The organism is Candidatus Lernaella stagnicola (genome assembly GCA_030765525.1).
GTDB lineage: Bacteria > Lernaellota > Lernaellaia > Lernaellales > Lernaellaceae > Lernaella > Lernaella stagnicola.
The window spans coordinates 1-20753 of sequence record JAVCCK010000030.1 but is presented as its reverse complement, the minus strand read 5'-3'; the positions used below and the strand labels follow the sequence as shown (position 1 = coordinate 20753).

The 20753-nt window shown below is 63.2% G+C and carries 15 protein-coding genes; 11 read left to right on the top strand and 4 right to left on the bottom strand.

All coding sequences use genetic code 11. From position 1 onward, the window contains the following. Nucleotides 1-75: 75 nt before the first annotated feature. Nucleotides 76-3660 (bottom strand): chromosome segregation protein SMC, encoded by a 3585-nt coding sequence (gene smc / locus P9L99_13935; protein MDP8224456.1) that lies wholly within the window; start codon nucleotides 3658-3660, stop codon nucleotides 76-78. Nucleotides 3661-3924: 264 nt separating this feature from the next. Continuing rightward, nucleotides 3925-4755 (bottom strand): hypothetical protein, encoded by an 831-nt coding sequence (locus tag P9L99_13930; GenBank protein ID MDP8224455.1) that lies wholly within the window; start codon nucleotides 4753-4755, stop codon nucleotides 3925-3927. Nucleotides 4756-4824: 69 nt separating this feature from the next. Between P9L99_13930 and P9L99_13925 the strand changes: the two genes are divergently transcribed. From P9L99_13925 to P9L99_13890, 8 genes are all read left to right on the top strand, one after another. Beyond that, a complete protein-coding gene (locus tag P9L99_13925; GenBank protein MDP8224454.1) occupies nucleotides 4825-5493 on the top strand; it encodes a BON domain-containing protein in 669 nt (222 codons plus the stop codon). 64 nt (nucleotides 5494-5557) lie between these two features. Beyond that, a complete protein-coding gene (locus tag P9L99_13920) occupies nucleotides 5558-7765 on the top strand; it encodes a peptidylprolyl isomerase (protein MDP8224453.1) in 2208 nt (735 codons plus the stop codon). A gap of 6 nt (nucleotides 7766-7771) precedes the next feature. Further along, the gene (locus P9L99_13915; GenBank protein ID MDP8224452.1) at nucleotides 7772-8947 is read left to right on the top strand and encodes a glycosyltransferase family 9 protein; all 1176 of its coding nucleotides are present in this window, start codon (nucleotides 7772-7774) and stop codon (nucleotides 8945-8947) included. 73 nt (nucleotides 8948-9020) lie between these two features. After that, nucleotides 9021-9857 (top strand): ABC transporter permease, encoded by an 837-nt coding sequence (locus P9L99_13910; GenBank protein MDP8224451.1) that lies wholly within the window; start codon nucleotides 9021-9023, stop codon nucleotides 9855-9857. A 3-nt stretch (nucleotides 9858-9860) separates the two neighbouring features. After that, nucleotides 9861-11120, top strand: coding sequence for an ABC transporter ATP-binding protein (locus P9L99_13905; GenBank protein MDP8224450.1), 1260 nt, complete (start codon nucleotides 9861-9863; stop codon nucleotides 11118-11120). After that, nucleotides 11113-11952 (top strand): hypothetical protein, encoded by an 840-nt coding sequence (locus P9L99_13900; GenBank protein ID MDP8224449.1) that lies wholly within the window; start codon nucleotides 11113-11115, stop codon nucleotides 11950-11952. The genes P9L99_13905 and P9L99_13900 overlap by 8 nt, the downstream gene beginning before the upstream one ends. Before the next feature lie 8 nt (nucleotides 11953-11960). Then, the gene (locus P9L99_13895; GenBank protein MDP8224448.1) at nucleotides 11961-12824 is read left to right on the top strand and encodes a glycosyltransferase; all 864 of its coding nucleotides are present in this window, start codon (nucleotides 11961-11963) and stop codon (nucleotides 12822-12824) included. Next, the gene (locus P9L99_13890) at nucleotides 12821-14080 is read left to right on the top strand and encodes a glycosyltransferase (GenBank protein MDP8224447.1); all 1260 of its coding nucleotides are present in this window, start codon (nucleotides 12821-12823) and stop codon (nucleotides 14078-14080) included. Before P9L99_13895 ends, P9L99_13890 begins: the two co-directional genes overlap by 4 nt. Before the next feature lie 6 nt (nucleotides 14081-14086). Here P9L99_13890 and P9L99_13885 read toward each other — a convergent pair whose 3' ends face one another. Beyond that, nucleotides 14087-16336, bottom strand: coding sequence for a glycosyltransferase family 2 protein (locus P9L99_13885; GenBank protein ID MDP8224446.1), 2250 nt, complete (start codon nucleotides 16334-16336; stop codon nucleotides 14087-14089). 117 nt (nucleotides 16337-16453) lie between these two features. Between P9L99_13885 and P9L99_13880 the strand changes: the two genes are divergently transcribed. Genes P9L99_13880 through P9L99_13870 form a run of 3 tightly spaced genes read left to right on the top strand, consistent with a single transcriptional unit; the run spans nucleotide 16454 to nucleotide 20245 of the window. Continuing rightward, nucleotides 16454-17461 (top strand): glycosyltransferase, encoded by a 1008-nt coding sequence (locus tag P9L99_13880; GenBank protein MDP8224445.1) that lies wholly within the window; start codon nucleotides 16454-16456, stop codon nucleotides 17459-17461. Beyond that, nucleotides 17458-18558, top strand: coding sequence for a glycosyltransferase (locus P9L99_13875; GenBank protein MDP8224444.1), 1101 nt, complete (start codon nucleotides 17458-17460; stop codon nucleotides 18556-18558). The genes P9L99_13880 and P9L99_13875 overlap by 4 nt, the downstream gene beginning before the upstream one ends. Then, the gene (locus P9L99_13870) at nucleotides 18539-20245 is read left to right on the top strand and encodes a glycosyltransferase family 39 protein (GenBank protein MDP8224443.1); all 1707 of its coding nucleotides are present in this window, start codon (nucleotides 18539-18541) and stop codon (nucleotides 20243-20245) included. Before P9L99_13875 ends, P9L99_13870 begins: the two co-directional genes overlap by 20 nt. Here the strand turns inward: P9L99_13870 and P9L99_13865 are convergent. Continuing rightward, nucleotides 20242-20610 (bottom strand): DUF2304 domain-containing protein, encoded by a 369-nt coding sequence (locus P9L99_13865; protein MDP8224442.1) that lies wholly within the window; start codon nucleotides 20608-20610, stop codon nucleotides 20242-20244. The genes P9L99_13870 and P9L99_13865 overlap by 4 nt on opposite strands. Nucleotides 20611-20753: the final 143 nt, after the last annotated feature.

The window sequence follows — 20753 nt, the reverse complement described above, 5'->3', positions numbered from 1 at the left end:
GGCTTTTTCCGTTTATCACCAAATGAAAAAGCCCACCCCAAATGAGGTGGGCCGTGAGATTGTCGTTGCGCGGAACTAGTCGAGTTCGTCCTTCACCATCTCGACGCTCACCATGCGGGAAACGCCTTTTTCCTGCATCGTGACGCCGAACAAGCGGTCGGCCACTTCCATCGTCGACTTGTTGTGGGTGATCAAGATGATCTGGCTGTGCGCCGCCATTTCGTTCACCAGTTTGTTGAAACGGTAGATGTTGGCGTCGTCAAGCGGCGCGTCGACTTCGTCCAGCAGGCAGAAGGGGCTGGGCTTGACCAGGAAGATCGAGAATATCAGGCCGATCGAAGCCAGCGCTTTCTCGCCGCCCGACAGCAGCGTCACGTTGGTCAAACGCTTGCCCGGGGGGCGGATGACGATATCGATGCCGGTTTCGAGCGGCTTATCCGGTTCGGTCAGCACGAGGCGGGCCATGCCGCCGCCAAAGAGCACGGGCATCACTTCGCCGAACTTGTGGTTGACCAAATTGAAGGTCTGCTCGAAGCGTTCTTTGCTCGTTTTGTTGATCTTGGCAATCGCGCGCCGCAACTCTTCGATGGCGTTATCGAGGTCCAGTTTCTGCGCTTCGTAGTGGTCGTAGCGTTCCTTTTGTTCGGCGAATTCTTCCACCGCGTTCGGGTTGACCTCGCCCATTTGCGAAATTTTCTGGGAGATTTCCCGCGCGCGCGTCCGCAGCGCCTCGGTGTCGATTTCGGCCTCGTCGGCCGGTTCGGGAATGTCTTCCAACGCCATCTCATACTTTTCCATCAGGCGTTCGGCCAGATGCTCGAACTTCATCTTGATTTCCGACGCGCTGAGATCCGACGAGTGAATCTCTTTCTCGTAGCCTTCGATATCACGCCGCAACATCTTAAGCGCCGCTTCGGCCCGCTCGACGGTCGTGACTTTCTCGTCCACGCCTTCACGCACTTCCACCGCGGCGCGTTCGGCCTGCTCCAACGTGTCGAGCTTCTCCGACAAGCCGCTGGTTAGCACGCCGATCTGTTCCCGGTGCGCATTTTGCCTGGTACGTGCCTCCTCGGATTGCTCGCCGCGACGGGCGACCAGCGTCTGCGCTTCCTGCTTGGCCCGCTGGAAATTGTCGCGCCGGGACATGGCGGCGTTCTTCGCCTGCCGCAACTCGTTCGCGCGCAGCATCGCCTCGCGCACCGCGTTCTGGATGCCGTCGATTTCGGCTGTGAGCGCCTGTTGCGCGGCCGTTTTTTCGTCGGTGGCGTGGCGTGCGGCGGCCAGCGTGTGCTCGATCTGGGCGAGATCGGTTCCCTCCGCCTCGTGCCGGCGAGCCGATTCGTCCAACTCTTCGGTGATGCGATGCGCCGCTTGCGCCAGACGGGCGTTCTCGGTGTTCAGCCGTTCGATTTCGCGGTCCAGGCGCCCCAGTTCACCGCGGTTTTCCGAGAGCGCAATGTGATTCTCGTCCAGTTCCTTGCGGACCTGGGCGACCACGTCCTGCAGGCGGGCGATCATGCCCTCGGCTTTGTAGTACTCGTCTTCCGCTTTCTTGACCGCGCCTTCTTCGTCGCCCATGCCCTCGGAGAGAGCGGCGATTTCCCGTTTTTTCTGCAACAAACCGCTGGTCACCGCGTCCACCTGGCCGCCGGTGATGGCGCCCGAGGGGTCGACAACTTCACCGTCGAGCGTGACGAACGCGCCCGTGTATCCGTTGGCTTTGTGCAGACGAAGCGCCGTCTCCAGGTTGTCGACCACCAACACGTTATCCAACAACGCGTGGGCGGCATCTTCGAATTCCGATGCCACGCTGACGTGTTCGGTCAACGGGCCGAGCGTTTGGCCGGCCGTGGCGGCGGGGTAGTGGGCTTCAATCAATCGCGGCGCGACCGGCACGAAGGAACTACGCCCGGCGTGTTCGGTCTTGAGAAAATCGGCCGCTACCGCGCCCGTTTCCTGGTCGGTGACCAGCACCGCCTGCAAGCGCTCGCCGAGTACGGCCTCAAGCGCGGTCTCGAATTTCTCGTTGATTTCAATCTTGTCGGCCAGCACGCCCAGAATCGATTTGCTGCTGCCGTTGAGCGCGCCGGAATCACTGCGTGCCGCTTCGAGAATGCGCCGCACCCCGAACTGATAGCCCTCCAAATTGCGGGCCATCTCCTGCAGGCTTTCGAGGCGGACCTTTTTCTTTTGAAACGCCGCGCGGCTTTCATCGAGCGCGTGCCGGCGACCGTCGGTGTTGCTTTTGAGTTCGGCCAGACGCGCCGTCTTTTCACCCAGGTTTTGTTCCAGGTGGCGGCGCTCGGTGGTAAGCCGCTCGATTTCCTCGTGCAGCTTCTCCTTGTCGCTCACGGAGGCAACCAACGCGCTGTCGGTGTCAGCCAGCCGTGTCCGAGTCTGCTCCAACCGCTCGTGCCGGGCCGTGACATTCTCCGCGTGGTTTTGCACGGCGCGTTCGAGCGACGCTTTGCGACCGGCCAGCCCCAGCAATTCGTTCCGGGCCGCCTCCGCGGTTTTGTCCAGTTCGGCACGGCGCAGCAGGGCAGCTTCGAGTCGCGCTTGATGCTCGCCAAGCACGGCCTCGGCAGCGAGAATCTGTTCGTCGAGTTGTTCCATTTCGGTCACGGCCGCCGCGACCTGCTGATCCATTTCCTCGATGCGCCCGCGGGCGTTTTCCACATCTTCCTGCCACGCGCCGATTTGCTCTTCGAGGGTTTGTATGTCGTGCGCGAGGATTTCACGGCGCGACTCGTCGGCACGCACGTTTTCGCGAATTCCGCCGACTTTCTCCACGGCCGTGTTGATCGCCTTTTCCTGCTCCAGCACGTCCAAACGCAGCGCGGCCAGCCGGGTTTCGTCGGCTTCGAGTTGCACCGCGGCCTCGGCGCGCAGGTCGCGAAGGCGGGCCAGGTCGGTGCGCACGCGCTCGGACTCGTTGCCCAGGTGACGCTTTTCACGCGCCGCCAATTCGACGTCCAATTCGCGTAGCTCGGCTTTGAATTCGTGGTAGCGACGCGCCTTGCCGGCCTGCCGTTGCAGGCTGTTCAGGGTGCGCTTGATCTCAAAGAGCAGGTCATTAACCCGGTTGAGATTCGTGCGCGTGGCTTCGATCTTGCGCTCGGCTTCCTCGCGCTTCACCCGGTATTTGCTGATACCCGCCGCCTCTTCGATCAGCACGCGGCGGTCCAGAGGCTTGGCCGCGATAATGCGGCTGATCTGCCCCTGCTCGATGATCGAATACGCCCGGCTGCCGATGCCGGTGTCCAGGAAAAGGTCGATGACATCCTTCAGGCGGCAGGGCCGGCGGTTGATCAGGTATTCGCTTTCGCCCGAGCGGTACAGCCGCCGCGTCACCTGTATCTCGGTCATTCCCTCATACCCGGAGGGGTATACGCCGTCTTCGCACGAAAATAAGATCGACGCCTGCGCCATGCCCATCGGCTTGCGAGATTCGGTGCCGTTGAAGATGACATCCTGCATTTCGGAGCCGCGGAGGCTCTTGGCGCTCATTTCGCCCATGCACCAGCGGATGGCGTCGACGATATTGCTTTTGCCGCAACCGTTGGGTCCCACAACGCCGCTGATACCTTCGTCGAAGGTCATTTTGGTCTTGTCGACGAAGCTTTTGAACCCAACGAGCTCGATTTCCTTAATTCGCATCCAATTCCCCTGTTCGCGCACCTGTTTAGCGCATACACTTAGCATGTACACCAAGCCGCCAAAACACGAGACAAACGCAAGTTATTGAAACCACCTGGTGTGACACCACAATATATAGTGGCCCACGCGAATCCGTCAACATAAAAAGCCGCGCCCGCCAACCCCTTTCATTTACAGAAAAAAGCGCCGAAAGGGGCTGGTTATTTCGACAAAGAACCCCCTCGAAATACTCAATAAACACGATAATTGCTGAAAAAAAGAGCGCTACTCGGCGTCGGGGAAATCCCACTCCATCACAAACGCCGACCAAACCTTGAGACCCTCGAAATCGGGGTTGTGGACGTGGTAACCGAGCTGGAACAGCCAGAGGAAGTTGTTCCAAGGCGGATGCATGATGACAAAGCCGGAGGAGACCAACTCGTTCATGTAATAGGATTCAAAGTAGTTGTTGTTCTCGTAATTGATGAAGATTCGCCAGTTTTTCATGAACTCGTAGAGAAGAAACGTGCGGTTGCGCAGCGAAAACCCGTCCCGGACGACGGTCGCGAACTCCCAGTTGAAGTAGTAGTCGTCGCTAAGCCACCAGTCCAAATCGGTGAAGTGCAGCACCGCGATGGGCCCGGCAGCCATTTTCAGAGTGAGATTGGCCTGCGCTTGTTGCTGCAACGTAAAATAACGGTCGGGTTCGCCGGGCTTTTGGGCATCGTAGCTGTCGTTATAGGAATCGAAATTAACCTCGGTAAAATTGATGACCGTGCCGTAGTGAACGTCCAAATCCATGAATAGCCAGGGCGAAAAGCCCGCCATCACCGAAGGGCGGATAAACGCGGGCGTGGTCATGAGTTGTCCGCCGGCGCGCCAATGGCTGTCGCAATTGAGCAGCGTGTCGCCCACGCCCCAGGGCATTTTTCGATACACTTTGAGTACGTCGCCCAGCACGGGACCGTTCAAACCGGCGGCCATGCCGTTGAAAATGTGCCAACTGTTGGGGCGTCGCCCGGTGGGCAGGTCGCCCGGCGTCGGTATGGTTTGCGCCCAAACCGCGGCGGGCAGAAGGAGCAATAGTAGAAAAATCAACCAAGTGCGTCGAAACAAAATCTACCCCAGAAAAAAAAGTCCCCTTGTGTTAGCAGATGCCGCGTTGCTTGCAAAGGGCGGAAACACTTGCGATTGCGCGGCCGTCGCGGCACACTGGCGTCGATGCGTTGGTTAGCCGCCATAGTCGTAATTGCGATGTTCGCCTGTCCCGCTTGGGCCGACGATGCGACGGGTGACGACCAAGGCACGCCCGACGCTTCCCCCCAGCCGCTGAAGGATCCCGGCGAGCCGGACAGGTTCAAGGTCAAGCCCGTACCCGACCCGGTCATCGCTAGGCGCGTACGGGAAGGTCTGACCGCAACCAAACGGCCCGAGGTCCAGCGCGTGCGCCTGCTGGTGGAAAAAGGCGTCGTGACGATGCGCGGCACCGTACGCACGCACCAGGAGAAGGCCCTTGCCGAGGCCGTTGCCCGCACGTTGCCCGGCGTTCGCGGCGTCAAAAGCGAAATCAAACTGCAGAGCGGTTTTCGCCCGCAGGTCACACACGGAGACCGGCGAAGTTTGATCCAAATCGCGGCCGACGAAAAACTGCGCAAGACGGTCATCCGCCGCCTGATGCGCGTACCCGGCGTGCGCCCCAGCCAGTTGCAGGTGGAGGTGCAGTGCGGCGTGGCGGTGGTCGGCGGCGTCGTGTCTTCGGCGATTGAAGCACAGCGCGTCCGGCATTCTTTGACCTACGTCAACGACCTTCATTCGTTCGTGCTGAATCTGTATGTTGAGAACGAAGAACCCTGACGCGGCTTGACCGCGGGGCTTCGGGGCCGCACACTCACGATGTAATCACAGTTGGGAGGAGCCGGTGAGAATACGTCGCTTTGTGGCGAGAAGTCTGATTGTGTCATTACTTTGCGGCGCGTGCGTCGTTCTCGGCGTCACGAGCGCGACGCCCGTAATGGCCCAAGACGTTGACACTATTGCGAAAATTCTCCAGGCGGAGGATTCGCTGCAATTTGACGCCTTCCTGGTCAAGGTATTGCTGGACAAGGAGCGACCGACCCTGGAACGTCACCTAGCCGCACGAGCCATGGCGCATATCGGCAACGTCGACGCCTCGCCCCAAATGCTCAAGGCCCTGCGTGACGAGAGTCTTGACCGCGCCCTGATCGCCAAATACATCGGCCTACTGTGGGCCAACTCACCGGAAAACACGTACCACATCCGCCGTCCGCCGGTGTTGGCCAAGGAACTGCTTGCCGTGGCGGAAAAAGATTCATCCCCCGCCGTGCGGGCCGCCGCGCTGGAAGCCGTCGCCCTGGCGTTACCGGGCACGGGCTACAAGCAAGCACGCGATGTGATCGACGGTATCGTCGCCGGGAAATTCGAGGGCGATATCAAGCCGTTGGTCCGGGCCGCGGTGCGCGTTGCCGCTGCCGAGGGCGCGGAATTTCCTTTTGAACCGCCGCCGCTGATCACCGAGAAAAAGAACCAGCGCGAGGCCGTTTTCGGGTATGCATTGACGCACCCCGACTGGGATATCGTGTACTACGCCGCGTATTTCGCCGGCCGCAAAGAAACGACGAAACTCGAGTTGACGGCTAAGTTGAAAAATCTGCTGAAACGCGACACCGAGAAAAATGGCAACGCGCGGATTGTCTCGTGGACTCGGGCCCAGGCGCTGCGAGCGCTGGTTCGGCGCGGCATCAAAGACGTGGAAGTCAAAGCCGCCGCCCGCGATTTGCTGATAAGCGGGTCGTTGCAGGAGAAAATCGCCGCCGCGGAAGCCTGCGCCGTGCTCGAAACGCCCGAGCAGGCCTTCGACATGCTCAAAAAGGCGCTCAACGAAGCGGGCATCGAACAGGCTACGAGCCTGCATCAGGCGATTTTGACGGCCATGGCGAAACTCGACCGGCCCGATATCGGCCGTGATCTGTGGAAGATATCCGAACAAAACACGCCCTATTCAAAGCTGGCGCAGCTCGCCGCCGCCGAGGCTGGAGCGGCCGATTACGTGGTCGGGCTGATGCCGACGGATTACGCCGGCAATGACGAGAACGCGTTGCATTACGTGGAATTGCTTGCCGCCGCCGACGCGCGGGACAAACTGAACTGGTTGGCCGGTGGAGCCAGCGTGCCGGTGCGCTTCGTCAAGAGTCAGCCGGTGCGCCGTCGCATCGTGTTTGCCTTGACCTACGATAAAAATGGCGAGCCGGACGGCCAAGCCGTCAAGAAGCACGAGAGTTGGCTGATGGATCAGGATCCCTTCGTGCTGGCAAGGGCCGTGGATTCGCTCGGTGCGACCGGCGAGCGCGACGCCATCAAGAAGCTTGTGGGAATCGCTCGGCGGGCCGAGGACGACCGCGAAAGCGACGTCACGATGGCGGTGTTCGACGCGCTGGAATCGTTGGCCAAGAGCAAGGACGCCAACGTCAGCGCCGAAGTCGTGTTAAGCGAAGTGGCGCGCGTGGGCCTGGATAACAAGCGTCTGGACGTGCGGCGCCGCTCGGTGGGCGTAATGCATCGCCTGACGCGGGAGATTCACAAAAAACAACTGTTCGGCGTGGCCACCGGCAAAAGCATCGGCGACTACCAAAGTCTGGCGCGCCGTTTCTTGGAGGGCAGGGACGCGGTCACCAAAATGTACATGCACACTTCGAAGGGCACCATTAACTTCGCCGTGCGCCGGGACCTGACGCCCCTGAGCAGCGACAACTTCGTGCGGTTGTCGATCACCGAATTCTACGACAATCTCGTTTTCCATCGTGTCGTGCCTGCCTTCGCGGCCCAAAGCGGCGATCCGCAACGACTCGGCTGGGGCGGGCCCGGTTACGCCATACGGGAGGAAGAGGGCATGCTGCGCTTCGCGGCCGGGACCATCGGCATGGCCACCAGCGGCCACGACACCGGCGGCAGTCAGTTCTTCTTTACCGCCGTGCCGACGCCGCATTTGGACGATCGCTACACAGCCTTCGGGCTCGTGACCGACGACGCCTCGCTTGACGTCATCGAAGCCCTGGTGCCCGGCGATCGTATTCTCGAAGTGCGCACGGACATGGCCGACGAGATGTAACCCCCGGTGCCGCCAAAACTCGCCGAGTATGAATCCCTCAGCCCGCGGGTCCGACTCTTTTTGTGGTTGATCGATCGTTTCGGGGCCGTCCGGAGCGCACTCTGGCGATGGCGATGGCGTCGCCGCGTCATCCCACGCCACCCGCAACGAATTCTCGTCACCCGCTGCGACGGCATCGGCGACCTCGTGGAATCCACCCCGGCCCTTCGCAGCCTGCGAAAACGTTTCCCCGATGCGCGCATCGAACTGATGGTCGGCCCGTGGGCCGCGGACGTGGCGCGCATGATCGAAGATGTCGACGAGGTGCTGCCCTACGCGCCGTGGGGCTACCGCTTCTTGCGCACCGTACGCCGGGAGTTGAGCCTCGGCGTCGATTGGCGCTGGCTGTGGCGATTGCGACGGCGGCGCTACGATCTCGCCATAGATCTGCGCAGCGATATCCTCACGCTACTGCCCATGGCCTGGTGGGCGATACCTGTGCGCGTGGGGCGGGCGACACGCGGCGGCGGTTTCACCCTCACGCACGAAGTGCCGCCGGTCGATCCCGCCCGCAGCCACGAAGTGCGGCGCACGTTGGACGTTGTGGCGCGGTTGGATGCCGAAGCGCAAGACGAACGGCTCGCCTTGTCGCCGGGCGACGAGGCCGTGCGGAAGGCGACGCAGGTTCTGCGGGAAGCCGGTCTGTCGCGCAAGCGAACGGTGTTGCTGGCGCCGGGCGCGCAATGGCGATGGAAGTGGTGGCCGGGATTCGGCGATCTGGCCCATCGCCTGCATGAAGCGGGGTGGCAGACGGCCGTGATTGGAGCGCCGGGCGACGAGCATTTTCACGCAGCGATCACCGAGCGCGACCCTGCTACGATTTCGCTGATCGGTCGTTTCAACCTGCGGGAGTTGACCGCCGCTTTTGCCCTGACGCGCGGTTTTGTGGCGGTCGATTCGGGACCCGCGCATCTGGCGGCCGGAGTCGACGCAGCGGGCGTGATGCTTTTCGGCTCAGGCCAACCGGAGCAGTTCGCGCCGCTGAGCGAGAAGATTCGCATCATTCATCGGCCGTGCGCGATGAACCCGTGTTATCAGCGCGGCGAATGCGTCAATCCCGATCAATGGTGCATGGTGAAGATATCCGCGAGCGAGGTATTCGCGGCGCTGACCGAGGTGTTGGAGTCCGCGACGAAAGATTGATCGCGTTTGCGCCGCTGTGTTATTACTCAGCAACAACACAAACTTCGGCCACCGACCGACAACGAAGGAATCCATGGCAAGCGACGGCCAGCCCAAGCAAACCATCATCACGCCGCCCCGCGGGTGGCTGCCGATCGATTTCCGCGAATTGTGGGCTTACCGCGAACTGCTTGGCATCTTGGTGGCTCGCGACATCAAGGTAAAATACAAGCAAACCTACATCGGCATTGCCTGGGCCGTGCTGCAGCCGCTGCTGATGACCGCCGTGTTCACCTTGTTTTTCGGACAACTGGCGAAAATCCCCTCCGGCAATCTGCCCTACGCGGTGTTCTCGCTGATCGCGCTCATCCCGTGGACCTACTTCGCCAACGCGCTGAATTTCGCCAGCACCAGCTTGGTGACCAACCAACAACTGCTGACTAAAATCTACTTCCCACGGCTGTTCATTCCCTCCGGCGCGGCGTTCGCGGCGCTGGTCGATTTGCTGATCAGCCTCGTGGTGCTGTTTGTCGTTTTGTGGGCGTACGGACATACACCGACGCTGCGCGCCCTGTGGCTGATACCCTTCACCGGCCTGGCCGTCGCCGCGGCGCTGGGTTGCGGCATGTTGCTCTCGGCGATCAACGTCCAATACCGCGACGTGCAGTACACCGTGCCCTTCGCCATTCAGATGTGGCTGTTTCTCACGCCGGTGGTGTACCCCAGTTCCATGGTGCCCGCCGCGTTTCGTTGGTTATACGGACTCAACCCGATGGTCGCGGTGATTGAAGGATATCGTTGGGCGCTGACCGACGCGCCCTTTCCCGCGGCGTCGATGATGGCGTTATCGATCCTGGTCAGTCCGGCCTTGTTGATCGGCGGCGCGTACTATTTCCGTCGCATGGAAAAAAACTTCGCGGACGTGGTGTAAGTGATGAGCGACGTGGCGATCCGTTGCGAAAACCTCGGTAAGCAATACCGCATCGGCACGATTCGGCAGGCCTACGGTACGCTGCGCGATGTGGTCACCGACGTGTCGCGGAGACTGTGGCGCGGCCGCGACGCGGCGACCGGCCCAAGCGGCGAGCCGACCATCTGGGCGCTGCGCGGCTTGGATCTGGACATTCCGGCCGGGCAGGTGCTCGGGGTGATCGGCCGCAACGGCGCGGGCAAAAGCACCCTGCTGAAAATCCTGTCGCGGATCACTTCGCCGACCGAAGGCCGCGTCACGCTGCGCGGGCGGGTCGGATCGCTGTTGGAAGTGGGCACCGGGTTTCACCCGGAACTGACGGGCCGCGAAAACATTTTTCTCAACGGCGCGATTCTGGGCATGTCGCGCAAGGAAATTCGCGCCAAACTCGACGAGATCGTCGCCTTTGCCGAGATCGATAAATTCCTCGACACGCCGGTCAAGCGTTACTCCAGCGGCATGTACGTACGCCTCGGATTCGCGGTGGCGGCGCACCTGGAACCGGAAATCCTCCTGGTCGACGAAGTGCTGGCCGTGGGCGACGCGGCATTCCAACGCAAGTGCCTCGCCAAAATGAGCGAGGCGACGCAAGCCGGGCGCACGGTGCTGTTCGTCAGCCACAATATGGAGATGATCGGCACGCTCGCCGATCGCTGCGTGCTGCTGGACGGCGGGCGCTTGGTCGCCGACGGGTCGACCGCGGAGATCGTCGCGCAGCACCTCCAGAACATGACGGAGTTCCTCGCGACGCGTGCGCAGCGCGACGAAGATCTGCCCGCGCGCCTGCTGGCTTTTGAATTGGCGACGGTGGACGATTTGCCGCCGAACGTCGTGGAAATGGGCAAGCCGTTCACGCTGAGCCTGGATTGCGAATTCCGCGAGGCAATGCGCGACCCGTATGTGTCGGTGGAGATCTCCACGGAACGCGGTGCGCCGTTGTATCAATTCGTGAGCACCGACGATCACATGGACCTGGGCGGGCGCACCGGCACCGTGCATCTCGAACTCAAGATGAACGAAGTGAAACTGTACCCGGGACGCTACTTCGCCAAGTTCGGCATTTGCAACGCGTCCGGCCAATTGCTCGACTTCATCGACCCGGCCTTCGGTTTCGAAGTCGTGCCCGGCGCGGCGTACGGCGTGACGCGCTATCTCAACCCGCGCGGCGGCTCGGTGTTCGAACCGGCGTCGTGGACGTTCAGGGAATCGCCGCACGATGACTGACAAGTGGATTGTGCATGCAGTCGTCTTCAACCAGGAGCACTTTCTCCGCCCCTGGGTGCGAAACGCCGTTCGCTACGCCGACGCGGTTGTCGTCATGTTTTCCGACAAGCCGTGGGGCTATAACCCGCGGGCGCGCGACTTGTTTCCGCCCGACGCCACCGGCGAAATGTTGACCCGCCTGGAAAAGGAATACGACACGCTGCACGTGGTGCGCGGCGAGTGGGACAACGAAACCGACGAGCGCAACGAGGCGGTCGAACTCGCGCGGAAGCTGGGCGGCCGCTACCTGCTCGTGGTCGACACCGACGAATTCTTCCGCGCCGCCGATATCCAGCGCGCCAAGCAATGGCTGCGCGATCACCCCGCGCCGACCTACCACATGCCGCATATTCAGTTGATCAAGAAGGCGCACTGGGCCATCGAAACGTCCGAGGGCCTGCCGCGCTTTCAGTTTGCCATCGATCTGCAGCACGACGTCCGCTTTGCCGACAAGCGTAATTTTACGACGCCGGAAGGACACGACGTGCCGCGCGAGCTTTGCTGCTGCTACCATTTTTCCTACCTGCTGCCGGAGGACAAATTGCGGGAGAAGTTGGGCAGCTTCGGACACTCGCAGGAGATCCGGCCCGACTGGCTCGAAAAAGTCTGGCCCGCCATCGGCCCGGGCTCGCGGAACTTCCATCCCGTGTGGCCCGAGGCCTGGAAGCGGCTGTTTGAAATCGAATTGCCGGGCGAAATCGTCGCCGATTTTGCCGACGAAGAAGCCTGGCGTGAATTGTTGTCCGAGCCGTCGCCGCCACCCTCGCCGTGGTGGCGCTTCCGGCGGCGATGAGTGAGCCGATGACACAGGCCCCAGCCGGCCGTGACTTCGCCGACGTGGACGTGGTGATCGTCACCTTCCAATCCGCCCGCTGGATCGAAGCGTGCGTGGCGTCAGTGCGCCGCCAACTGCCCGGCGCTGGAGTCCATATTTTCGACAACGCTTCGTGGGACGGCACGTGGCGGATCGTCTCGCGCCTCCCGAACGTGACGGCAACTCGCTACCGGCGCAATCACATGCTCAGCCCGATTTGGAACGACATGCTGCGACGCTCGTCGGCCCGTTTCCTGCTGCTGCTCAACCCCGACGCCGAAATTAAAAGCGCCGCGTTCCTCGAGCGCGGGCGGGAAGCGATCGCCGCCGACCAGCGCGTGGTGATGGCCGGCCGCGTGAACGAAACAACTCTCGGCGAACAGTTCGATTTTGACGCGCCCGTGCGCCCGGCGGACAAGTTCACTTTCTTCGAGGCCGTCCACCGTTTCGCCGCTTTGGCAGAGGCGTTCGCCTCCGGCGCTTGGCGCGAGGTGGTCATCCGGCGCATCGACGGCGCCTGCGTGCTGCTCGACCGCGAGGCGATCTTGGCGCTAAGCGGATTTCGCGACGACCTGCCGCTGTATTTCAACGACACCGAGCTTTCGCTGCGGCTTCAAGACCGCGGACGGGATTTCGTCGAAGTGTGGAGTCGCGGCGACGGGCAGGTCGAGCACGCTCTCTACGGCAGTAGCGAGCGGCGCTTGCCCGACAATCATTTCACCCTGCGCGAGACACTGCTGCACATCGCGCTCGTGTGGCGTCGTCGTTTTGCCCGCCTGTTCGAACCGCGCGCGCCGCGACGGTTGCCGCCATATCTAGCCGCGAACCAAGACCGGTCGGAGGCGACATGAAACATGTGCTCGCCTTCCTATACCGTTGGATTCGCCTTTTGCCGCCGGGCTTTCGTTTTGCCCTCAAGCGATGGTTGCGGCTTTCTTCGGGGAAGGGATTCGGCCGCGCCTCGCGGGCGAACGTGACGGACGAGCTGCAGAAGCTGCGCGGGGAAACATCCGAAACGGTAGTTGTGTTCCTGCCGAGTCATCCGTGGTTCAGCATCGCCTTTCAGCGACCGCAGCAGATGGCGCGCGCGTTGGCCGAATGCGGCGCGGTTGTGGTCTACGCCGAGATTCCCGGCCGGCACGATGACCTGTTGTCCGCCGAAGGCCGCGAGCGGGCCGGCGAAAACGGTTTGCAGCCATTGGACGAGCGGCTGTGGCATCTGCGCGTGCCGGAGCACTTCCTGCGAAAAGCCATTCGGCTGCTGCGGCCCGACGCTCAAATATTCTCCTGGCCGCACCAGGTCGATTATCTCGTCGAGGACGTCGGCAGCACGACCGTCTACGAAATGATCGACGATCACGCGCTGCTCCCCGACGCCGCGCCGTGGTGGCATGCGACCCACGCCGCATGGGTGCGGCGGGCCGACATTGTGGTCGCCTCGGCCGACCGCCTTTTATCTCAGTTGCGACGCGAGCGTGATGACGCGATGCTGCTGCCCAATGCGACAAGTGTGGAGGATTGGCGAATCGATCCGCCGCCGTCGGTCCCCGAGGACATGCGCGAAGCCCGCCGCGCCGAAACGGTTGTCGGGTACTACGGCATCATCGAATCGTGGTTTGATTTCGAATTGTGGGCGCAGGTCGCGGCAAAGAAAACGCGGTGGTCGTTTGTGCTCGTGGGACATGCCACGGCCGCCGTCGCGGCGCAGGTCGATGCGCTCACTTCGTCGGCGCCGAATATTTTCTATCTGGGTTCGAAGCCCTACGCCGAACTGCCCGCCTACCTGGCGCACATGGACATCGCCACGATCCCCTTCAAGCTCAATGACGTCACCCACGCCACCAGCCCACTCAAGCTTTTCGAATACATGGCCGCGGGCAAGCCGATCGTCGCCACGCCGATGCGCGAAATCATCAAGTACAAAAGCGTGCTGTGGGGAGAACAACCCGGCGCGTTCGTCCGGCAGCTTGAATCGGCCGTCACCTTCGCCGAGAACGCCACCTACCGCGAAACACTCGCCCGCGAAGCCGCGGCAAACACGTGGACCGCCCGCGCCGCGGAACTGCTCGCCGCCATCCGCGCAAAGCGGAGTCCGTCGACTCAGTAGGGTCGATTATTCGCCGACGCCCTCGATCTTCCGTAAGCGCCGTTTGGATAGACACTGTTCGAGCCGCCCGTGCGCCAACCCGGAAAGATGCCGCGCCAGCAACACCGCTTTCGCCGCGAGGCTGCCCGCGTGATACGCCGCGCGAGCCGTGAGCAGGCCCGCGGCCTCTTGTCGCGCGGTCCGGTTGGCGTATGCGTTCATCCGAAAGCCGAGTCGAAAATCATCTGCGGTCGAAGGCGTCGCCGCCGGTTGGTCGGGCGAATCGACGGAAATCGAAGCGGCCCCCCCGCCTACCAGGATTTTTCTCCACGTCTCCGCAAGGGGCGCGTCGGGCGTGACGCCCAGGCGGTCCGCCAGCGCTTGCGGCACCGCGAACGCGGCGTAGGGCGGCAGGAAATCGATCGTCACGAAGCGGGACGCGACGCCGTGCGGCAAAGTCGGCCACGCCACGGCGCAGAGGTTGGCGGGCGACTCGTTCAACCGCCGGCGAGCCGTTTCATCCCACCGCTTGCCGAGGGTGAGCCACGAAACCGTCGCGTCCGGCGCGGTCTCCTGCTCGTAGGCGGCAGCGGGCAAATGCCTGGCGCGAATGCGACGCGTTAGGCGGGCGACGCGGTCGGCGTCCGTCTCGGTGAGCGACGCGGCATGCAGGCGATAAAAATACAACGCCCGTCGCACATGCGTCGAAGCGAAACGCGCCGTGGCCCGCAACCAGTAATCGTAGTCCTCGACGCTCATCAGCGAGTCGTCGTAATCGCCCGTTTCCTCGAATAACCGCCGGGTGAAAAGGAAACACGCGCCGACCTGATCGCTGCGCGCCACGCTGCGTTCCGGTGGCGGCCGATACGTGCGACTGAGCACGCAATCGTCGGCGTCGATCAGGAACAGGTCAGTGTACAACAGGTCGCACCGGGACTCGTTGCGCAACCGCTGCAACATCGCCGCGATCGCCCGCGGGTGATGGTAGTTGTCGTCGGAGGTCCACGTGAGAAAGTCGCCCCGCGCGGCGTGCAGGCCCGTGTTCAGGGCGGCGGGCAGCCCCCGGTTTTTTTCGTGGCGAACGACGCGCAGGCGCGGGTCGGTAAAACGCCGCAGCACGGCGTCGGTTTCGTCGGTGGAGCCGTCGACTACGACGACCACTTCGAGTTTACGGTGGGTTTGCGCGAGGCATCCCGCCAGCGCATCGGCCAAATAGCGGGCGCCGTTATACGTGGGCAGCACAATCGACACCAGCGGCGCGGCGTCGTCCGCTTCCCGCTGCGGCCACCGGCGATTCGCCAAGTGGTCCCACGCCCGTTGCGCGTAGGCGACGAGCAACCCGCCGAGGCCGAGTCGCGCGATGGCCGACCGGGCACCGGGGTGACGCGCCAAAACGACCGGCCCGAAGTAGTGCGCCAGGAAGCGGCGGCGCATGCGCGGCGACATCATCGGTTGGTAGCGACGATAGATGCGGGTGTGCGAGTCCACCATCATCGTTTGGTCGCGCTGCGCGTTGGCCGAGTGATCGCGCCACACCACGAGCGGCAGGTCGACGGCGGTCCAGATATTGCCGCCCCTGACCGTGGCGCGCAGGAAGAAATCCCAGTCTTCCGAGCCGCGCAGCGTCGGGTCGAAACCGCCGACATTTTCGGCAAACCACTTGCGGTCGAAACACACCGCCGAGCAGGTGACGAAGCAGCCCGCCCACAAGGCGTCGGGCATCGCTTCAGGCGTGATGAAATCCTTCGGCACGACGAGCCCGGTGTCTTCGTAGTAATACAAAGCGCCGCAGTAGGCGATTTTGGCGTCGCGCTCCTGTAAAACCGCAAGTTGCCGCGTCAGCTTGGTCGGCTCCCACAGGTCGTCGGCGTCGCACAAGGCGACGTACGGCGCGCGGCACTGGGCGAACGCCGTGTTGCGGGCGCTGGAAACCCCGCCGTTTACCGTGCGAATCAGTTCGACGCGGGCATCCCGGGCGGCGACCGCCTCGACCACACTCGCGGTCTCGTCCGTGCTGCCGTCGTCCACGACGATCACGCGCAGGCGGTTGTGAGTTTGCGACAGTAGGCTCTCCAGCGTCTCGGTGATGTTTCGCGCGGCGTTGTAGGCGGGCACCACAATATCGACATCGACCGCGATGGCGGGAGGTGCGGGGGAGTCGGCCGCCACGAAGGCCGCCAGCGCGTTCACCAGTTGCGGCGCGTCGTAGGGCGCGGCATCAAATGAGCGTCGCTGGGCCAGGGCGCGGGCCGCCGGCGTGCGGTCGGTCGATTCCATTTTGCTTGTGTTCCCAGGAGGCGACGGCCGCCGTCGCCTTTGCGTTGTGAAAAACCATCATATATAACGGAGCGGACCTTTCAACACCACACACACGCTGCGACGAAAGGCTGATGGATGCCGCGCGTCTCCGTGATCATGCCGGTTTTCAACGCCGCCGACTACCTCATGGCTGCGCTGGAGAGCATCGCCGCGCAAACCTACGACGATTGGGAGTTGGTGGCCGTGGACGACGGCAGTACCGACGCCTCGCCCGACATCCTGGCCAAGTGCGACGACGCCCGCATCCGCGTCGTTCGGCAGGAAAACGCGGGCGTTTCAGCGGCGCTCAACACCGGCCTGCAACACGCACAGGGTGAACTCATCGCCCGCCTCGACGCCGACGATATCGCCGCGCCCCACCGCCTAGCCGTACAGGTCGAGTTCCTCGATCGGCATCCGAAGATCGACGGCGTCGGCAGTTGGGTGCGCTACATCGACGGGGCCGGTCGCCCCCTCAGCGGCGGCATTCGCCGGGCGACAACGCCGCTGGCAGTGCAACGCGCCCTGGTGCTCGGCTCGCCTTTGTCGCATCCGACAGTGCTGCTGCGACGCTTGTTTTTCGACCGCCACGGCGCGTATCTGGTCGGCGCGCGTCACGTGGAGGATTACGACTTGTGGGTCCGGGCTGGGCGCGAGGCGCGTCTGGCGAACCTGCCGTGGCCGCTGGTCGATTACCGGGTCCATGACACGGCCGTCGGTGTGACGGCGAGCGATGAGCAGCGGCGAAATGCGGCGCAGGTTGCCCGGCGGGCGCTGGACATTCTGCCGCGTCGCGATTCGCTGTTTCGCCGGTGGCTTGCGGGTCGGCAAGGCGGGCGTTGGCTGCGGGACGAATCCCGAGCCTGGCCGCGGGAAACGACGCGCGAAGCGACTGACTTGGATTTCATCACGCTCGGTACGGCGGGAGCCAAAGCACTCGTCAGCCGTCGTTGGCGTCTGGCGGTCGAGATTGCCTGCGAGACGGCGGGCTTCGCCACTGTCCGGCCGGGCGCGGTGTGGCGCTTTGCGGTGAGGCACCTGTGGCGTCTGCGCCGCTATTACAGGGAAGCCGCGGGCGCTCGCCTTCCACGGGAGACGACGTGAAGGTCGCGGTGATCAGCGGTTTGCTGGCCCCCCACGGCGTGGGCGGTGCGGAGGTCGTGGCCGAACGCGAGGCGCGGGCGCGGCAGGAGCGCGGCGACGACGTATTCGTCATCACCACCAAGCCGCTGCGCCGGTTGAGCGACCTACGCCCCGTCGACACAATCGAAAACGGCCTGCGCGTGGTTCGCTTTTTCGCGCTGAACCTGTTTTTTTACCCGCGCCTGTTTTCGACGCCGCGGCCGCTACGGTGGGTGTACCACCTGCTGGATCTGTTCAACCTGCACGCGTACTTCACCGTGCGACGTATCTTGCGGCGCGAGCGGCCCGACCTCGTACTCACCCACAACCTGAAGGGTTTGGGCTACCTGGTTTGGCGGGCGGTGCGGGCCGCCGGTGTGCCTTGCGTGCATCGGCTGCACGACGCGCAGCTCGTCGAGCCCAGCGGTCTGGTCATGGCCGGTCGGGAGAAAACGTTGGATGACGGCCTGCATCGCGCCTACCAGGCGGTAACCCGTTGGCTGATCGCGTCGCCGCAAATCGTCGTCTCGCCGTCAAAGTGGGCGCTGGCGCGGCACACGGAACGCGGCTTCTTCCCCCGTTCGGAAACGAAGGTCGAACCCAACGAGATTCCGGAACTGCCCGCGGTGGAGACGCCGCCGCGCGACCCGCAGACATTGCGCTTGTTGTTTCTCGGCCAGATCGAGCAGCACAAGGGCGTCCTCTTTTTGATCGACGCGTTGCGCGATTGGCGGGAAGTGCCGTGGCACCTGGAAATCGTCGGCGACGGCACCCGGGGCGAAGCGGTGGCGCGTTCCGTGCGGGACGACGAGCGTTTCACCGCGCACGGCTTTCTGGCGGGCGCCGATCTTGCCGCGGCTTTCGCGCGTTGCGACGCACTGGTCGTGCCCTCGTTGTGTCACGAGAACTCGCCGACGGTTATCGGCCTGGCGCGGGCGGCGGGTCGTCCGGTGTTCGCCTCGCGCGTGGGTGGAATCCCGGAGATGGTGGAAGACGATGCGCGGCTCTTTGCGCCCGGCGACGCGGCGGGTTTACGGGCGGTGCTGAAACGGTGGTGGGATGACCGGCGCAATCCATAACGAATCCCGGCAGTGGGAACGATGGGCGACGACGGCGGTCGCCGCGTATCTGGCGATCTTTGTGCTGCTGGTTCACTTGCCGACATTTCGCGGCCTGACCTCACCCGATGCCATGCGGTACGCCGACGCGGCCCGCAATTTTCTGCAAGGCGAGGGCATCGTCACCAACAATGTCTACCCGCGCAACCTGGCCGACTCGCGTTTCACCGAACGCCTGCACGCGGCGCAGGTGCGGGAAAAATACGTTCGCCATTTCGGCTATCCGCTGGTCCTTGCACTGCCTTTCGCGCTCTTGGGGCCGAGCGATGCGACGGTCTTCGCATTCAACGCGCTGCTCTGGTGGCTTGGCGGTCTGCTCGTGTTTTGGCTCGGGCGGCGGCTGTTTTCCGTGAAAGCCGGCGGCTTGGCTGTGCTGCTCTACTCCCTCCAGGCGAAGCTGGTGGCGTACGCCGTGAAGGGCGTATCCGAACCGTTTTGCATCGTGCTGTTGCTTGTCGGGGCGTGGCTGATTCTCACCGACCGCCGTGCCTGGTGGACCGGCATGCTGGCCGGCGCGCTGGGTGCGTTTAGCTTTTTCGTACGGCAGCCGATGCTCTTTGTGACGCCGCTCACCTTTGCCGGTTTCTTGCTGCTGCGCGAAGACGGCCGCTGGCGTCGCGCCGGTTGGATCGCCGCGGGCGTCGTCACCGTTTTTGCGCTGCGAGCCGTGATGATGCCGGTGCTGTTCCCACCAAGTCCGCCGCCGAGCGGGCAGTACGTCGCGGCCTCTTCGTCGGCGATTACCGCGTCTCCGGAAAGCGCAACGGACAAACTGCTGCATCGCTTTCTGGGCTTCAGCTTCCTGACCTTCTCGCAACGCTTTCCTGGGCACGCCTTGGAGCGTTCCATCGACAACCCGCGCGGCGGCGACGAATCGGCGACTTCGCTGTTTGCGCAAAAGCTCGCGACCAACCTGCGACTGTTGCCGCGCATTGTCGCGCTGGAAAGCGGCGCGCCGCTGTGGGCGGCTTTCTTTCTGGCGGCATGTTGGCTCGGGTGGGGCCATCGCCGGGTGCGGCGGCTGACGGGGCTCGTCGGCGTGCTGTACGCGGCGACCGCTTTTGCCGGGATCGTCTATTTTGTGATGCCGCGCTACTTCCACCTCTTCATCCCCTTCATGGCGCTGGTCGGCGGTTACGGCTTAGGGTTGCTCGTCGAGCGCTTGGCGAAATGGGATACACGGCTGAGCGGCGCGGCGGCGGCCGTTGTCGTGCTGGCGGTTTCTATGCCGCTGCCCTTCGGCCACTTGTTGCCCGTCCTGCCCGGCGACGCCACGGTGCGTGAGGCGAGGGGCACGGCGGCGGCGCACGAGAAAGCGGTCGCGGTCGGCGATTTCCTGCGGCGCGAGACCGGGCCGGAGGACGTTGTCTTTTCGGATATCCCCTGGATCACGGGTTGGTATGCCGATCGCGCCAGCATTTGGCTGCCGTTGCGGCCGGAGCAGGTGCGCGAGTTGCACCGATGGGTCGCCGCTGATCGTCTGCTGTTGACTCTGGAAGATCCGCAAGGGTTCGCCGTGTGGCGCGATTGGCTCCTGGCCAAGCGGCAGGGGACGCTCGGTGCGGATCGGTTGGGAGATTGGACGCTGCAGGCGGGCACGACGCACGGCGGCAAGGCGGTGTATTTGTTTCGCGCGCCCGGCGATTAGCCGACCGCCGGTTCCTCCTCCGAGGCATGCTTTTCCAAACGCTGTTCGAGCAGCGCGTGTTCCTGTGACAACAGGCGCAGGCGCGTCTGCAGTTGGCTGATGCGCATCGAGAATTGAATGTTGATCGCGACGAGCACCAAGATGCCGAATAGGAATAATGTGGTCGTGGGTAACACGGCGCCGATCAAGCCGGTCAGCCACACGAGGGCGTCGTACCAGACGGCCAACACGCCGATGCCCACCGCGATGAGCAACCACAGAACGGCGTATTGAATTTCCAGCCGGCGGCGGCGAATGGCGTCGAGAACGAACAGGAAAAACACGATTGCCACCACGGCGGCGAACACGCGTTGGGTTGGGGTCATGACTCCTCCTCGGGCGGCGCTTCGAAGCGCGTAATCCAGACTACGAACATGCTGATGAGCATTTTGATCACATACCACACGCTCAGCACACCGCCGTGCATCGATTTGCCCGCCGGGTTGGCGCGCATGGTGATCGGTACTTC

Excerpts from the sequence above, each read along its gene's own strand:
- P9L99_13895 (MDP8224448.1), top strand. The coding sequence starts at position 11,961 with ATGACACAGGCCCCAGCCGGCCGTGACTTCGCCGACGTGGACGTGGTG.
- smc (MDP8224456.1), bottom strand. The coding sequence starts at position 3,660 with ATGCGAATTAAGGAAATCGAGCTCGTTGGGTTCAAAAGCTTCGTCGAC.
- P9L99_13905 (MDP8224450.1), top strand. The coding sequence starts at position 9,861 with ATGAGCGACGTGGCGATCCGTTGCGAAAACCTCGGTAAGCAATACCGC.
- P9L99_13900 (MDP8224449.1), top strand. The coding sequence starts at position 11,113 with ATGACTGACAAGTGGATTGTGCATGCAGTCGTCTTCAACCAGGAGCAC.
- P9L99_13890 (MDP8224447.1), top strand. The coding sequence starts at position 12,821 with ATGAAACATGTGCTCGCCTTCCTATACCGTTGGATTCGCCTTTTGCCG.
- P9L99_13870 (MDP8224443.1), top strand. The coding sequence starts at position 18,539 with ATGACCGGCGCAATCCATAACGAATCCCGGCAGTGGGAACGATGGGCG.
- P9L99_13880 (MDP8224445.1), top strand. The coding sequence starts at position 16,454 with ATGCCGCGCGTCTCCGTGATCATGCCGGTTTTCAACGCCGCCGACTAC.
- P9L99_13865 (MDP8224442.1), bottom strand. The coding sequence starts at position 20,610 with ATGACCCCAACCCAACGCGTGTTCGCCGCCGTGGTGGCAATCGTGTTT.
- P9L99_13910 (MDP8224451.1), top strand. The coding sequence starts at position 9,021 with ATGGCAAGCGACGGCCAGCCCAAGCAAACCATCATCACGCCGCCCCGC.
- P9L99_13885 (MDP8224446.1), bottom strand. The coding sequence starts at position 16,336 with ATGGAATCGACCGACCGCACGCCGGCGGCCCGCGCCCTGGCCCAGCGA.